The sequence below is a fragment of the Pseudomonas syringae group sp. 247E2 genome (assembly GCF_032587795.1).
In the GTDB taxonomy this organism is placed as follows: domain Bacteria; phylum Pseudomonadota; class Gammaproteobacteria; order Pseudomonadales; family Pseudomonadaceae; genus Aquipseudomonas; species Aquipseudomonas amygdali.
Map to the genome: position 1 here is coordinate 35,997 of NZ_JAWHPK010000023.1, position 15,117 is coordinate 51,113.

Here is a 15,117-nt window from a genome sequence, read left to right on the forward strand (position 1 = left end):
CTTGCTCGCGAAGGGGTCCGTACAGCCCCAGAAGATGGTCGTGAGCAATGCGGATCGCCGCCCCGGTCACTCCCACAGAATCCAGCAATGAGCGCGGAGCATGGGCGCGATAGCCAGGCAAAAAAATCCCCGCTGGAAGGCGGGGTTGAGGTTCGAGCGTGGCAGCTCGCAAAGATGTATAGCAAGGCCCGTCCGGGGACGGGCCTGCCTGGCTTACAGCAGGATTGTGCGGATATCCGCCAGCAATTCGCTCAAGCGCTTGGTGAAGCGGGCGGCAGCTGCACCGTTGATCACGCGGTGATCGTAGGACAGCGACAGCGGCAGCATCAGTTTTGGCTGGAAGGCTTTGCCGTCCCAGACTGGCTGGATGGTGGCCTTGGAAACTCCGAGGATTGCCACTTCCGGCGCGTTGACGATCGGCGTGAAGCCGGTGCCGCCAATGTGGCCGAGGCTGGAGATGGTGAAGCACGCGCCCTGCATGTCGTTTGCAGTCAGCTTTTTGTTACGTGCCTTTTCAGCCAGTGCTGCGGCTTCGGCGGCCAGCTGCAACAGGCTCTTCTGATCGACGTCGCGGATAACCGGTACCAGCAGGCCATCCGGGGTGTCCACGGCAAAGCCGATGTGCACGTACTTCTTGCGGATCACAGCCTTGCCGCTTGGTGCCAGCGAGGCGTTGAAGTCCGGCAGCTCCTTGAGCAAGTGGGCGCAGGACTTGAGCAGCAGAGGCAGAACGGTCAGCTTGACGCCAGCCTTCTCGGCAGCGCCTTTCTGCGCAACACGGAAAGCTTCCAGGTCGGTAATGTCGGCCTGGTCGAATTGCGTGACGTGCGGAATGTTCAGCCAGCTGCGGTGCAGACCCGAAGCGCCGAGTTGCATCAGGCGCGTCATCGGTACTTCTTCGATCTCGCCGAAACGGCTGAAATCGACTTCCGGGATCGGCGGAATGCCCGAGCCGCCGCTTGCGCCGCCAGCCGGAGCGTCCTTGGCCTTCTGCATCATGGTCTTGACGTAAACCTGAACGTCTTCTTTCAGCACGCGGCCGTGTGGGCCGGTGGCGCTGACCGCGCTCAGCTCGACGCCGAACTCGCGTGCCAGCTGACGAACAGCCGGGCCTGCGTGAACCTTGGCGCCGTCTTTGGCCGGTGCAGCCGGAGCAGGTGCTGCTTCGGCTTTCGGCGCTGGAGCAGCGGCCGGTGCAGCCGCTTCAGCCTTGGCAGGAGCGGCAGGAGCGGCAGCCGGTGCGCTGGCAGCAGGTGCCGCAGCTGCGGCGGGCGCTGCGCCTTCGACTTTCAGTTTGAGGATCAGGTCGCCGGTACCGACTTCCTGGTCCAGCTTGACTTCGATGCTCTCGACAACGCCTGCTGCCGGAGATGGGATCTCCATGCTGGCCTTGTCGGATTCCAGGGTGATCAACGACTGATCAGCCTGAATGGAGTCACCAACCTTGACCATCAGCTCGATGATTTTGGCCTTGCCCGACGAGCCGATGTCCGGCACGTGGATGTCCTGAACGCTGGCGCTGGCTGCCGGAGCAGGCGCAGCGGCAGGTGCCGGTGCAGCTTCAGCCGGTTTTTCGGCAGCAGCTGGGGCCGCGGCAGGTTCGGCTGCGGGGGCAGGAGCGGCAGCCGCTTCGCCTTCCACTTCCAGCTCGAACAGCTCGTCGCCTTCTTTCAGGCGGTCGCCCAGCTTGACCTTCATGGCCTTGATGACGCCAGCCTTGGGAGCAGGGATTTCCATGCTCGCCTTGTCTGATTCCAGCGTCAGAATGCTCTGGTCGGCTTCGATGCGATCACCGACCTTGACCATCAATTCAATGACTTCGCCTTCACCGTTGCCGATGTCGGGTACACGAATTAACTCACTCACTATGTCTCTCCTTAGGAGAACCTGTTCACTCACCAATACGCTGGTTCAGTTACAACGAAACAGCGTTGGATGCTCATTTACGGTAGGTAAATTCCGCATCCTCGGCTGTTTACGCTCTGATCAGCGCTCTTGAAGCAGACTCTTAGCAGTCCAGTGGATTGCGTTTTTCAGGATCGATGCCGAACTTGGCGATGGCTTCCGCCACCACTTTAGGTTCGATATCGCCACGATCCGCCAAAGCTTCCAGGGCTGCCAGCACAACGAAGTGACGATCGACTTCAAAGAAGTGACGCAGCTTCTTGCGGCTGTCGCTACGGCCGAAACCGTCGGTGCCCAGGACTTTATACTCCTTGGTTGGAACCCACTGACGAATCTGGTCAGCGAACAGCTTCATGTAATCCGTCGATGCAATGACCGGGCCTTTGCGACCGTTGAGGCACTGCTCAACATAGCTCAGTTCCGGCTTCTGGCCAGGGTGCAGGCGGTTGTTACGCTCTACCGCCAGACCGTCGCGACGCAGTTCGTTGAAGCTGGTAACGCTCCAGACGTCAGCGCCGATGTTGAACTCGTCACGGAGAATCTTCGCCGCTTCGCGAACTTCACGCAGGATGGTGCCCGAGCCCAGCAACTGGACGTGGTGCGCCGCTTCCCTGGTGTCTTCTTCGAGCAGGTACATGCCCTTGACGATGCCTTCTTCCGCACCGGCCGGCATGGCTGGCTGGGTGTAGGACTCGTTCATCACGGTCAGGTAGTAGAAAACGTCCTGCTGCTCTTCGAACATCCGGCGCATGCCGTCCTGGATGATCACTGCCAGTTCGTAACCGTAAGTCGGGTCGAAGGTGCGGCAGTTCGGGATGGTCGACGCCAGAATGTGGCTGTGACCGTCTTCGTGCTGCAGGCCTTCGCCGTTCAGCGTGGTACGGCCGGCGGTGCCGCCGATCAGGAAACCACGGGTGCGGCTGTCGCCAGCAGCCCATGCCAGGTCGCCGATACGCTGGAAACCGAACATCGAGTAGAAGATGTAGAACGGAATCATCGGCTGGTTGTGGCTGGAATACGAAGTACCGGCAGCGATGAAGGAGGACATGGCGCCCGCTTCGTTGATGCCTTCTTCGAGAATCTGGCCTTTCTTGTCTTCGCGATAGAACATTACCTGTTCTTTATCGACTGGCTCGTAGAGCTGGCCGACCGACGAGTAGATGCCCAGCTGGCGGAACATGCCTTCCATACCGAAGGTACGGGCTTCGTCCGGGATGATCGGCACGATGCGCTGACCGACTTCCTTGTCCTTGACCAGCTGCGCCAGGATGCGCACGAAAGCCATGGTGGTGGAAATTTCACGATCGCCCGAACCGTCAAGGATGGCCTTGAGGGTATCGAGTGGCGGCGTCGGCAGGCTGAAGCTCTGCGCGCGGCGCTGAGGTACGAAGCCACCCAGCGCAGCACGACGCTCGCTCAGGTAACGGGCTTCGGCGCTGCCTTCTTCCGGCTTGTAGAACGGCAGGGCTTCGAGTTCGGAGTCCTTGACCGGGATGTCGAAACGGTCACGGAAGTGACGCAGGCTGTCGACATCAACCTTCTTGGTGTTGTGTGCAGTGTTTTTCGCTTCGCCGGCGCCGGTGCCATAACCTTTGATGGTCTTGGCCAGAACCACGGTTGGTTGACCCTTGTGGTTGACGGCTTCGTGGTAGGCCGCATAAACCTTGTACGGATCGTGGCCACCACGGTTGAGTTTCCAGATCTCGTCGTCGGACAGATCGGCAACCATTGCCTTGAGTTCAGGCGAGTTGAAGAAGTGCTCGCGGACGAACGCGCCGTCCTTGGCCTTGTAGTTCTGGTATTCGCCGTCGATGACTTCGTCCATACGACGTTGCAGGATACCGTCGACGTCCTTGGCCAGCAGCGGGTCCCAGAAACGGCCCCAGATGACTTTGGTGACGTTCCACTGAGCACCACGGAACACGCCTTCGAGTTCCTGGATGATCTTGGCGTTGCCGCGAACCGGACCGTCGAGGCGCTGCAGGTTGCAGTTGACGACGAAGATCAGGTTGTCGAGCTTCTCGCGACCGGCCAGAGCGATGGCGCCCAGGGATTCCGGCTCGTCGGTCTCGCCGTCACCCAGGAAGCACCAGACTTTCTGCTTGCCTTCCGGGATGTAACCGCGGTGTTCCAGGTACTTCATGAAGCGTGCCTGGTAGATCGCCTGGATCGGGCCAAGGCCCATCGATACAGTCGGGAACTGCCAGAAATCCTTCATCAGCCACGGGTGTGGGTAAGACGACAGGCCATTGCCGTCGACTTCCTGGCGGAAGTTGTTCATCTGGTCTTCGGTGATACGGCCTTCGAGGAACGCACGGGCATAGACGCCTGGCGATGCGTGACCCTGGAAGTAGATCAGGTCGCCGCCGTGTTCGTCGGTCGGGGCCTGGAAGAAGTAGTTGAAGCCGATGTCGTACAGCGTGGCGCTGGAGGCGAAGCTGGAGATGTGGCCGCCCAGATCCGGGTCGTTCAGGTTGGTTTTGACGACCATTGCCAATGCGTTCCAGCGCACCAGCGAGCGAATGCGGCGTTCCATGAACAGGTCGCCAGGCATGCGTGCTTCGTGGGTGACAGGAATCGTGTTGCGGTATGGCGTAGTGATGGCGTACGGCAGCTGCGAACCACTACGGGTGGCCAGCTCGCCCAAACGGGTCATCAGGTAGTGAGCGCGGTCTTCGCCTTCTTTGTCGAGAACCGATTCCAGGGCGTCCAGCCATTCCTGGGTTTCGACGGGATCGAGGTCTTGCATGGCTTGCTCCAGGGCGGAAAGGCTTCCAGAATCGGTTGCCTGAGTTTGCGACTGGCCTTGTGGGCAGACGACATAAATTCTTGGATTACCGGAGGGTGGGATCCGGCGGCGTGTAGTTTTACTACAAATCGACGACGATTTCAGCCCTCCGAGTATCGGACCCAGTAGTAAAACTACAGAGAAGCGACTCAATCGCTCCTGTTGTCTTGTAACTTAAGACGTTACTGTTGATTGCTATTGAATATCTTGCAGGGAAAAAGCGGATTTTTATGCTTCTAATTTGATTTTTCCAGCAATTTATAACCTTTGTTCGACAAGCGGTGCTGGCAGATGCGTCTTGCCGTCATGACAGACGGGCGTTTGCACGCCGATCAAGGATAGACCATGAGCCTACCTTTACTGGCTGAATTTCCGGCCATTCTGCTGCCATTGATTACCCGTGCCCGCCAGACTTTCCAGGCCGCGCTCACTGCTTTGTCGGAGGACGCGCTGGCGTCTTTCGAGGCCTGGCCGGAAGCGCGCCGCAAGGCGTTCGACCGGGTTTGCGCCGCCAGTGATTTTGTCACCGAGCAAGTTTGCCGTGACCCACAGATGCTCCTGCAACTGGCCGATTCGGGCGAGCTGGAGCGTAGCCTCTCTGCCGGCCAATTGCGCGGTCAGATTGCCGATGCCCTGTCGAGCGCCACCAGTGATGACGAGCTGGGGCGTAATCTACGTCGGCAGCGCGCACGCCAGCAAGTGCGAATCATCTGGCGCGATCTGACCCGTCAGGCAGATCTGATCGAAACCTGCCGTGATCTATCGGAAATGGCCGATGCTTCGATCGACCTGGCCTACCAATGGCTGTATCCACGGCACTGCGAGCAGTTCGGCACACCGACCGGTCGTCACTCTGGGCAGCCGCAGCACATGGTCATTCTGGGCATGGGCAAACTCGGCGCGGTCGAACTGAACCTTTCGTCGGACATTGACCTGATCTTTGCCTACCCGGAGGGTGGCGAGACGCTGGGCACCAAGCGTGCGCTGGATAACCAGGAGTTTTTCATTCGCCTGGGGCAGCGGCTGATCAAGGCTCTGGACCCGGTAACCGTCGATGGTTTCGTGTTCCGGGTCGACATGCGCCTGCGGCCCTACGGTTCTTCCGGGGCGCTGGTGCTCAGCTTCAACGCGCTGGAGCAGTATTACCAGGATCAGGGCCGGGACTGGGAACGTTACGCGATGATCAAGGCACGAGTGGTCGGCGGCGATCAGACCGCAGGTGCCGAGCTGCTGGATATGTTGCGCCCGTTTGTGTATCGCCGTTACCTGGACTTCTCGGCCATTGAAGCGCTGCGCACCATGAAGCAGCTGATTCAGCAGGAAGTGAAGCGCAAGGGCATGGCGGAAAACATCAAGCTCGGTGCGGGGGGGATTCGCGAAGTCGAGTTTATCGCCCAGGCGTTCCAGCTGATCCACGGTGGCCGCGACCTGAGCCTGCAACAGCGCCCGCTGTTCAAAGTGCTGAAAACCCTTGAAGGGCAGGGTTATCTGCCTTCGGCGGTGACTGAAGAGCTGCGCGAGGGTTATGAGTTTTTGCGTTACACCGAGCACGCCATTCAGGCGATTGCCGACCGTCAGACGCAAATGTTGCCGGACAACGATCAGGATCAGGCACGCATTGCCCTGATCATGGGCTTTGCCGACTGGGTCAGTTTTCACGAGCGCCTTATGTACTGGCGCAGTCGGGTGTCCTGGCATTTCCGTCAGGTCATCGCCGACCCCGATTCGGATCCCGACGACGAGCAGCAGGACGACAGTGAAGTCGCGGTGGGTGGCGAGTGGCTGCCCCTGTGGGAAGAGTCCCAGGACGAGGAAGCCGCGGGTCGCCAGCTGTTGCAGGCCGGTTTCGTCGATGCCGAAAAGGCACTGAAGAATCTGGCCAGCCTGCGCAGCAGTCCCAACCTGCGTTCGATGCAGCGTCTGAGTCGTGAGCGGCTGGATGCGTTCATCCCTCGGTTGCTGGCTCAGGCGGTAGAGCATGAGAAGCCCGACCTGGTGCTGGAGCGTGTGCTGCCGCTGGTAGAAGCGGTCGCCCGGCGCTCGGCGTATCTGGTGTTGCTGACCGAAAACCCCGATGCATTACGACAACTGTTGACCCTGTGCGCTGCCAGCCCATGGATTGCGGAGCAGATCGCACGCTTCCCGCTGCTGCTCGATGAGCTGCTCAATGAAGGTCGCCTGTTCAATCCGCCGTTGGCACCAGAGCTGGCGGCCGAGCTTCGTGAACGACTGATTCGTATCCCGGAGGACGACCTTGAGCAGCAGATGGAAGCCTTGCGGCATTTCAAGCTGGCGCACAGTCTGCGCGTTGCGGCGTCCGAGATATCCGGCAGCCTGCCATTGATGAAAGTCAGTGATTACCTGACCTGGCTGGCCGAGGCGATTCTCGATCAGGTGCTCGCTCTGGCTTGGCGCTACAGCGTGGCCCGGCACGGTACGCCTTTACGTCCGGACGGCACGTTGTGCGATCCGGGCTTCGTGATCGTCGGCTACGGCAAGGTCGGCGGCATCGAGCTGGGGCACGGCTCCGATCTGGATCTGGTGTTCATTCATGATGGCGATCTGGAGGCCGAGACCGACGGTGCCAAACCGATCGACACCGCGCAGTTCTTCACTCGTCTGGGGCAGCGGGTGATCCATTTGCTGACCACGCAAACCAACTCCGGTCAGTTGTATGACGTCGACATGCGCCTGCGGCCGTCGGGTGCATCCGGCCTGCTGGTCAGTTCGCTGGGGGCCTTCGCCCGTTATCAGGCCAATGAAGCCTGGACCTGGGAGCATCAGGCGCTGGTGCGTGCGCGGGTTATGACCGGCAGTCGCGATGTTGGCGAGCAGTTCGAAAAAGTCCGTGCCGATGTGCTGGGGCGCGAGCGTGATCTGGGCAAGCTGCGCGCAGAGGTCAGCGAGATGCGCGGCAAGATGCGCGACAACCTCGGCACCCGCGTGACAGCAGCCGGAAGGGCGGCCAATGCCTTCGAGGCGTCGGTGCCGTTCGACCTCAAGCAGGACGCCGGAGGTATCGTCGATATCGAATTTATGGTGCAATACGCCGCCTTGGCGTGGTCCAGAGAGCATCCTGCGCTGCTGCAATACACCGACAACATACGGATTCTCGAAGGGCTTGAGGACGCCGGACTGTTGCCTGACACGGACGCCGGCCTGTTGCGCGAAGCCTACAAGGCGTACCGCTCGGCAGCGCATCGTCAGGCTTTGCAGAAGCAGGCGGGCGTGGTCAGCGGCGATCAGTTTCATGCCCAGCGGCGTGAGGTGATGCGGATCTGGACGCAGATGGGGTTGAGCTGAGCCGCGCGGCAACGCCATATTCCGCTGCAACACTATATAAAGCTATGACAGGGAGGCGACAGGTTGTGTGGGAATGTCACGCAGTCTGATCGGCCTCCCTGATCGTTTCTGGTCGTTTTTGGATAGAACATGAAAATTCTGATCGTTGGGCCTAGCTGGGTCGGTGACATGGTGATGGCACAAACGCTGTTCCAGTGTCTGAAACAGCGTCATCCCGAGTGCGAAATCGACGTGCTGGCCCCTGAATGGAGCCGTCCGATACTGGAACGCATGCCGCAGGTTCGTGCTGCGCTCAGTTTCCCGCTGGGTCACGGCGCCCTCGAGCTGGCGACCCGTCGCCGGATCGGCAAGTCCCTGGCTGGCCAATACGATCAGGCTATCCTGCTGCCCAACTCGCTGAAATCCGCTTTGGTGCCCTTTTTTGCCGGTATACCGAAGCGTACCGGCTGGCGCGGTGAATTCCGCTATGGCCTGCTCAATGACGTGCGCACCCTCGACAAACAGCGCTATCCGCTGATGATCGAGCGTTTCATGGCTTTGGCATTCGACAAGAGCACCGAGTTGCCGCGTCCTTATCCCAAGCCCAGCCTGCGCATCGACACCGCGACTCGCGATGCGGCATTGAGCAAGTTCGGGCTGACCCTCGATCGTCCGGTGCTGGCACTATGCCCAGGTGCAGAGTTCGGCGAGTCCAAGCGCTGGCCTGCCGAGCATTACGCACAAGTCGCCGACGCCAGCATTCGCGAAGGCTGGCAAGTCTGGCTGTTCGGCTCGAAAAAGGATCACCCGGTCGGCGAGAGTATTCGCCAGGAACTGATTCCCGGTCTGCGTGAGGAGTCGGTCAACCTCAGTGGTGAAACCTCGCTGGCCGAAGCCATCGACCTGCTCTCGTGTGCCGACGCGGTGGTGTCCAACGATTCCGGCCTGATGCATGTGGCCGCAGCGCTGAACCGCCCGCTGGTGGCCGTCTACGGTTCGACCTCGCCGGGCTTCACGCCACCGCTGGCCGACGCAGTGGAAGTGGTGCGCCTGGGTATCGAGTGCAGCCCGTGCTTTGAGCGTACCTGCCGTTTCGGCCATTACAACTGTATGCGTCTGCTTGAACCGGACGCCGTGATTCAGGCGCTGAGCCGCCTGAACAGCACGCCGGTGGAGGTCGCCTGATTTTGCGGGTACTGCTGATCAAGACTTCTTCGCTGGGCGATGTGATCCATGCCTTGCCCGCACTGACCGATGCGCAGCGAGCGCTGCCCGGCATCCGCTTTGACTGGGTAGTGGAAGAGGGTTTCGCCGAAATTCCCGCCTGGCACCCGGCGGTCGACAAGGTGATCCCGGTGGCGATCCGCCGCTGGCGCAAGCACCTTTGGCAGACCTTCAGGTCGGGGGAGTGGCGGCGCTTCAAACAGCAGGTGCGCGAACAGCGCTACGATCTGGTGATTGATGCTCAGGGCTTGTTCAAAAGTGCCTGGCTGACACGTTATGTCGATGCGCCGGTGGCGGGGCTGGACCGCGACTCGGCACGCGAACCGGTCGCCAGTCGCTTTTATGACCGCGCTTTTGCAGTGCCACGCGGGCAGCATGCGGTCGAACGACTGCGTCAGTTGTTCGCTCAGGCATTGGGTTATCCACAGCCGTCCGGTATGGGCGACTACGGCCTCAAGCCGCTGGCGACTCTGGATGACACGTTGCAGGCTCCGTTCGTGCTGTTCCTGCATGGCACAACCTGGGACACCAAGCACTGGCCCGAGTTGTACTGGCGACAACTGGCCGAACTGATGGCGGCTCGCGGCTTGCAGGTGCAATTGCCATGGGGCAACCCGGCAGAAAAGGCACGCGCCGAGCGCATTGCCGACGGTCTGGACAGCGCACACGTGCTGCCGAAATTGAATCTGGCGGGTGTAGCGCGGGTATTGGCCAGCGCACAGGCCTGCGTTGCGGTGGATACCGGAATCGGACACCTGGCCGCCGCACTGGACGTGCCGACCATTTCCCTGTTCGGCCCGACCAACCCGGGCCTGACCGGAGCGTATGGCAAGTCGCAGGTGCATCTGGCCAGCGACTATCCGGGCTGCACACCTTGCCTGCAAAAGAAATGCACGTACCAACCGACCGCCGATGATCAGCGCCGGTTCGACCTTAAACGCGAGTGGCCGATGTGCTTCACTCGTTTGAATCCCGAGCGAGTAGCGAGCCAACTGGGCGCGCTGTTGCTGGCAAAGGAACCTGGCTGATGCAACTGGCTTTTGTACTCTACAAATACTTTCCGTTTGGCGGCCTGCAACGCGATTTCATGCGCATTGCGCTGGAGTGCCAGCAGCGCGGCCACCAGATCCGCGTCTACACCCTGATCTGGGAAGGCGATGTGCCGCCCGGTTTTGAAGTGCTGGTAGCGCCGGTCAAGGCGTTCTTCAATCATCGACGCAATGAAAAGCTCACGGCGTGGATGGAAGCAGACCTGGCCAGGCGCCCGGTGGACCGTCTGATCGGTTTCAACAAGATGCCCGGTCTGGATGTGTATTACGCCGCCGACGGCTGCTTCGAGGACAAGGCGCAGAACCTGCGCAGCCCGCTGTATCGCAAGTGGGGCCGTTATCGCCACTTTGCTGACTACGAGCGCGCGGTGTTTGCTAAAGACTCGAAAACTCAGGTGTTGATGATTTCCGAAGTACAGCAGCCGCTGTTCATCAAGCATTACGACACCCCGCCGTCGCGCTTTCATTTGTTGCCACCGGGCATTTCCCAGGATCGCCGCGCACCGCCGGACGCACCAGACATCCGTGCTGGCTTTCGCAAGGAATTCGGGCTTGCCGACGAAGACCTGTTATTGGTGCAGATCGGCTCCGGTTTCAAGACAAAGGGCGTCGATCGCAGCCTGAAGGCGCTGGCGGCGTTGCCTGCCGAGCTCAAAAAGCGTACCCGCCTGTTTGTAATCGGCCAGGACGACCCCAAAGTATTCCAGTTGCAAAGCGCGGCGCTGGGCCTGGGCGACCAGGTGACGTTCATGAAAGGGCGCAGCGATATTCCGCGTTTTCTGCTGGGCGCCGACCTGCTGATTCATCCGGCTTACAACGAGAATACTGGCACCGTATTGCTTGAAGCACTGGTCGCCGGTTTGCCGGTTCTGGTCAGTGCAGTCTGCGGGTACGCCCATTACATAGCCGAAGCTGACTGTGGGCGGGTTCTGGACGAGCCGTTCGATCAGGTGCAACTCAATCGCTACCTGTCGGACATGCTTGAGGATGATGACGCGCGCAGCGCCTGGGGTCGCAATGGCCTGGCCTTTGCTGACACAGCGGACCTTTACAGCATGCCGCAACACGCTGCGGATGTGATTCTGGCGGAGCACTATTGATGAAGCTGTTCCTGGCTGAACCGTTCAAGAGCCTGTGGGCCGGACGCGATGCGTTCGTCGAGGTAGAGGGCCTGAGCGGCGAGGTCTACCGCGAGCTTGAAGGACGCCGCACGCTGCGCACCGAGGTCGACGGGCGTGGTTATTTCGTCAAGATCCACCGTGGTATCGGCTGGGGTGAAATCGCCAAGAACCTGGCAACTGCCAAGTTGCCAGTGCTGGGCGCTGGCAAGGAGTGGGACGCCATCGAGCGTCTGCATGAAGTCGGCGTCCCGACCATGACGGCCGTGGCCTATGGTGAACGTGGCAGCAACCCTGCCGCGCAGCATTCGTTTATTGTCACTGAAGAGCTGGCCCCGACTACCAGCCTGGAAGACGTCAGTATCAACTGGCGCAACGAGCCGCCGGAGCCCCGTCTGAAAAGAGCGTTTATCGCCGAAGTTGCCCGTTTGGTCGGTATGATGCACCGCGCCGGCGTGAACCATCGCGACTGTTACATCTGTCATTTTCTGTTGCACACCGACACACCGGTCACCGCTGACGATTTCAGATTGTCGGTCATCGACCTGCACCGTGCCCAGACGCGTCGGGCAATAACACCACGCTGGCGCAACAAGGACCTGGCCGCGCTGTACTTTTCAGCGCTGGACATTGGTCTCACGCGACGCGACAAGCTGCGTTTTCTCAAGGGTTATTTCCAGAAACCGCTGCGCGAAATACTGCTCAAGGAGGCGCCGCTGCTGACTTGGCTGGAGAAGAAGGCCGAGAAGCTTTATCAGCGCAAAGTGCGCTACGGGGATGCACTCTGATGGCGGGCTGGAAGCTTGAGCCCGAGTACGCTTTTCTGCAGCAGGATTTCGGCAGTCTGGATTCCGTGTTTGCCTTGCAAGGCCAGCAGTTGACCCGCGACCCGCTGTCCGACGTCATCCGCGTCGAGCGTGCCGGGGTTTACTACTACGTCAAACGCTACGTAGGTGCGGGCAAAGGCCTGCGCCGTTACATCGGCAAGCCCAGGGTCAAGTCCGAGTGGCAGAACCTCAAGCGTTTTGCCAAATGGGGCATTCCCACGGCAGAAGTGGTGGCCTGGGGGCTGGAGCGCAACGGCGCAGCGTATGATCGCGGCGCACTGATCACTCGCGGCTTGCCCAATACCGAAGACTTGTCTGCGCTGGCGCAACGCAAGGATCCGCGACTGGCCGACCAGCAATGGGTCGACGCTGTAAGTCACCAGCTGGCTGCCTGTACCCGGACCATGCACGACAACCATTTCACACATAATGATTTGAAATGGCGCAACCTGTTGGTTGATGACGAAGGTCGGCTGTTTTTCATCGATTGCCCTAATGGCGCATTCTGGTGGAGCTTCATGCTGCGCTATCGGATCACCAAGGATCTGGCGTGCCTGGACAAGGTCGCGAAGTATCACTTGTCGGCCACCCAGCGCCTGCGCTTCTACCTGCAGTACCGTCAGCGAACGCGGTTGAACGCCTCCGACAAAAAACGTATCCGACATATCGTCAGCTTTTTCGAGGGCCGTGAATGAGCGTTTTTATTGCCAGTGCCGACCTGCCGTTACTGGCGCGTCACAACCTGGCTGATTTTGAATCGCTTTGGAACATCAGGCTCGATGCGGTCGACGAGCCCAATACCGGGCGCGGCGGCTGGAGCAGTGTGTTCCGCCTCGACCTGGAGGGTCAGGGTTTTTACCTCAAGCGCCAGAGCAATTACCTGACTCGCACGTTGCATCATCCGTTTGGCGAGCCGTCCTTCTCTCGTGAGTTTCGTAATATCAGTCGCTATCGCAAGCTGGGCATTCCCGCGCTGCAAGCGGTGTTTTATGGCGAGCGCAAGGTCGACGGGGAGCGCCGGGCGATCCTCATGACGCGTGCGCTGGACGGCTGGACCGATCTCGACGAACTGTTGCAGCAGTGGAACCAGATGGAGAGCGTGCAGCGTCTGGCGGTACTTCACGCCTGCGGCCAATTGGCCCGCACACTGCACGGTGCCGGGCAGGTTCATGGCTGCTTTTATCCCAAGCATATTTTTCTGCAGGCGGTGGGAAAGGGCTATCAGGCGCAACTGATCGACCTGGAGAAAACCCGTCCGGTGATCTTCGGCAAGCGTGATCTTGCCCGTGACCTGGAACCGCTGCTGCGCCGTGCGCCGATGTGGCATGAAGCCGAGCGCCGCGAGCTGTTGGCGGCATACCTGCAAGCCACTCCGGACAGCTTGCTGGTCGATGCCTGGAATGCGCGTTTGGGCAAGCGCAGCGCTCACAAACGAGACCTTCAACACCGCGATGATAAAGAGACCCGTTGATGCGCTTGTCTGAACTCAAGAATGCCGGACGTACCCCCGAGTTGCCGATGAGTCTGACGCTGGCCGATGCTGCCGGTTCGGCTGAACTGCAATTGTTGACCCTGCTGCGCGTATTGCCGGGGCAGCGCTATGTGGGCGCAGGCGTTTGGCGAGGCCGAACGGTGCTGGCAAAACTGCTGGTGGGCGACAAGGCGGCCCGGCACTTTCAGCGTGAGCTGGCCGGGGTGCGTCTGCTTGCCGAACAGGGGCTGACCACTCCGCTGCTGCTGGCCGACGGTTTGCAGGATGGCGAGGGTGGCTGGCTGTTGTTCGAGTTTCTGGAGCAGGCGTCAAGCCTGGGCGATGCCTGGAATGCTGTCCAGGACCTGCCACCGCTGGCGGATGAGCAGCAAGCCGTGCTCGGCGAGGCGCTGAGCGCCATCGCTCAACAGCACGCCAAAGGCTTGTGGCAGGAAGATCTGCATCTGGACAATCTGCTGCGCCACCAAGGCCGGCTGTACCTGATTGATGGTGCCGGCATTCGCGCCGAGCAGGCCGGCAAACCGTTGTCCCGGCAAAAGGTGCTGGAAAACCTCGGCGTGTTCTTCGCCCAGTTGCCCAGGTCTTTCGAGCCCTTCACTGAAGAGTTGCTGGTGCATTACCTGTTGAGCAACGCCGAACATGGTTTGCCGATGGAGGCGCTGCAAAAGCAGATCGACAAGGTTCGCAGCTGGCGGCTCAAGGACTTCATGGGCAAGACCGTGCGCGATTGCAGTCTGTTCAGCGTCGAGGACAGCGCTTCGGTGTTCCGTGCTGTTCGTCGCGAGGAAGAACCCGCGATGCTGCCGGTACTTGATCAGGCTGATGCCCTGCTCGACAAGGGGCATCTGTACAAGACCGGTGGCGCTGCGAGCGTAGGCCGTGTCGAAATCAGTGGTCGTACGCTGGTCATCAAGCGTTACAACATCAAGAATTTCAGTCACTGGCTCAAGCGCTTCTGGCGTCCCAGCCGGGCCTGGCATTCATGGCGCGAAGGTAACCGCCTGATGTTTCTCGGCATCGCCACGCCAAAACCGCTGGCAGTTCAGGAAAAGCGTTTTCTCGGCTTGCGCAGCAAAGCCTGGCTGGTGACCGAGTTTATCGAGGGACCGGACATCATCGAGCGCTTCGCTCCCCATGTGGCAACCGGTGATGCACCAGAGGCCGAACTGCTGGCGCTGGACACGCTGTTCGCACAGCTTATCCAGGCGCGTATCAGTCATGGTGATTTCAAGGGGCATAACCTGTTCTGGCACACCGATCGCTGGGCGATGATCGACCTGGATGCCATGCAGCAGCACAGTTCTCAATCGTCCTTTGCAGCAGCCTACGCGCGTGACCGGGCGCGGTTTATGCGCAACTGGCCGGTGCAGAGTGCGCTGCACCAGATACTGGAGCAGCGCTTGCCGAAGATCACGCCAGACTGAGCCTGGCC

The 15,117-nt window shown here is 60.3% G+C and carries 10 protein-coding genes; 8 read left to right on the top strand and 2 right to left on the bottom strand.

All coding sequences use genetic code 11. The features are described 5' to 3' along the window. Positions 1 to 213: 213 nt before the first annotated feature. The gene (gene aceF / locus RYC18_RS19275) at positions 214 to 1,866 is read right to left on the bottom strand and encodes a dihydrolipoyllysine-residue acetyltransferase (RefSeq protein ID WP_316886613.1); all 1,653 of its coding nucleotides are present in this window, start codon (positions 1,864 to 1,866) and stop codon (positions 214 to 216) included. A 142-nt stretch (positions 1,867 to 2,008) separates the two neighbouring features. Next, positions 2,009 to 4,654, bottom strand: coding sequence for a pyruvate dehydrogenase (acetyl-transferring), homodimeric type (gene aceE, locus RYC18_RS19280; RefSeq protein ID WP_002551766.1), 2,646 nt, complete (start codon positions 4,652 to 4,654; stop codon positions 2,009 to 2,011). A gap of 384 nt (positions 4,655 to 5,038) precedes the next feature. On the opposite strand from aceE, the gene glnE reads away from it, so the two are divergent. From glnE to RYC18_RS19320, 8 genes are all read left to right on the top strand, one after another. Continuing rightward, positions 5,039 to 7,996, top strand: coding sequence for a bifunctional [glutamate--ammonia ligase]-adenylyl-L-tyrosine phosphorylase/[glutamate--ammonia-ligase] adenylyltransferase (gene glnE / locus RYC18_RS19285; RefSeq protein WP_004666430.1), 2,958 nt, complete (start codon positions 5,039 to 5,041; stop codon positions 7,994 to 7,996). A 129-nt stretch (positions 7,997 to 8,125) separates the two neighbouring features. Continuing rightward, the gene (gene waaF / locus RYC18_RS19290) at positions 8,126 to 9,160 is read left to right on the top strand and encodes a lipopolysaccharide heptosyltransferase II (RefSeq protein WP_002551768.1); all 1,035 of its coding nucleotides are present in this window, start codon (positions 8,126 to 8,128) and stop codon (positions 9,158 to 9,160) included. Positions 9,161 to 9,162: 2 nt separating this feature from the next. Continuing rightward, positions 9,163 to 10,227: a lipopolysaccharide heptosyltransferase I gene (gene waaC, locus RYC18_RS19295; protein ID WP_005778825.1), complete on the top strand. Its 1,065-nt coding sequence runs from the start codon at positions 9,163 to 9,165 to the stop codon at positions 10,225 to 10,227. Continuing rightward, positions 10,227 to 11,348: a glycosyltransferase family 4 protein gene (locus tag RYC18_RS19300; protein WP_002551770.1), complete on the top strand. Its 1,122-nt coding sequence runs from the start codon at positions 10,227 to 10,229 to the stop codon at positions 11,346 to 11,348. The genes waaC and RYC18_RS19300 overlap by 1 nt, the downstream gene beginning before the upstream one ends. After that, complete coding sequence (gene rfaP, locus RYC18_RS19305; RefSeq protein ID WP_005743035.1) at positions 11,348 to 12,154, top strand: lipopolysaccharide core heptose(I) kinase RfaP; 807 nt, start codon at positions 11,348 to 11,350, stop codon at positions 12,152 to 12,154. Before RYC18_RS19300 ends, rfaP begins: the two co-directional genes overlap by 1 nt. Further along, on the top strand, positions 12,154 to 12,888 hold the full coding sequence (locus RYC18_RS19310) for a lipopolysaccharide kinase InaA family protein (protein WP_005743033.1): 735 nt from the start codon (positions 12,154 to 12,156) through the stop codon (positions 12,886 to 12,888). The genes rfaP and RYC18_RS19310 overlap by 1 nt, the downstream gene beginning before the upstream one ends. Then, positions 12,885 to 13,664, top strand: a complete 780-nt coding sequence (locus RYC18_RS19315; protein WP_005743032.1) for a lipopolysaccharide kinase InaA family protein — start codon at positions 12,885 to 12,887, stop codon at positions 13,662 to 13,664. The genes RYC18_RS19310 and RYC18_RS19315 overlap by 4 nt, the downstream gene beginning before the upstream one ends. After that, a complete protein-coding gene (locus RYC18_RS19320) occupies positions 13,664 to 15,109 on the top strand; it encodes a lipopolysaccharide kinase InaA family protein (RefSeq protein ID WP_080164388.1) in 1,446 nt (481 codons plus the stop codon). The genes RYC18_RS19315 and RYC18_RS19320 overlap by 1 nt, the downstream gene beginning before the upstream one ends. Positions 15,110 to 15,117 lie beyond the last annotated feature (8 nt).

What these genes read in the sequence shown, in the direction of transcription:
- aceE (WP_002551766.1), bottom strand. Translation starts at nt 4,654, where the DNA reads ATGCAAGACCTCGATCCCGTCGAAACCCAGGAATGGCTGGACGCCCTG.
- RYC18_RS19310 (WP_005743033.1), top strand. Translation starts at nt 12,154, where the DNA reads ATGGCGGGCTGGAAGCTTGAGCCCGAGTACGCTTTTCTGCAGCAGGAT.
- RYC18_RS19300 (WP_002551770.1), top strand. Translation starts at nt 10,227, where the DNA reads ATGCAACTGGCTTTTGTACTCTACAAATACTTTCCGTTTGGCGGCCTG.
- RYC18_RS19315 (WP_005743032.1), top strand. Translation starts at nt 12,885, where the DNA reads ATGAGCGTTTTTATTGCCAGTGCCGACCTGCCGTTACTGGCGCGTCAC.
- waaF (WP_002551768.1), top strand. Translation starts at nt 8,126, where the DNA reads ATGAAAATTCTGATCGTTGGGCCTAGCTGGGTCGGTGACATGGTGATG.
- RYC18_RS19320 (WP_080164388.1), top strand. Translation starts at nt 13,664, where the DNA reads ATGCGCTTGTCTGAACTCAAGAATGCCGGACGTACCCCCGAGTTGCCG.
- glnE (WP_004666430.1), top strand. Translation starts at nt 5,039, where the DNA reads ATGAGCCTACCTTTACTGGCTGAATTTCCGGCCATTCTGCTGCCATTG.
- rfaP (WP_005743035.1), top strand. Translation starts at nt 11,348, where the DNA reads ATGAAGCTGTTCCTGGCTGAACCGTTCAAGAGCCTGTGGGCCGGACGC.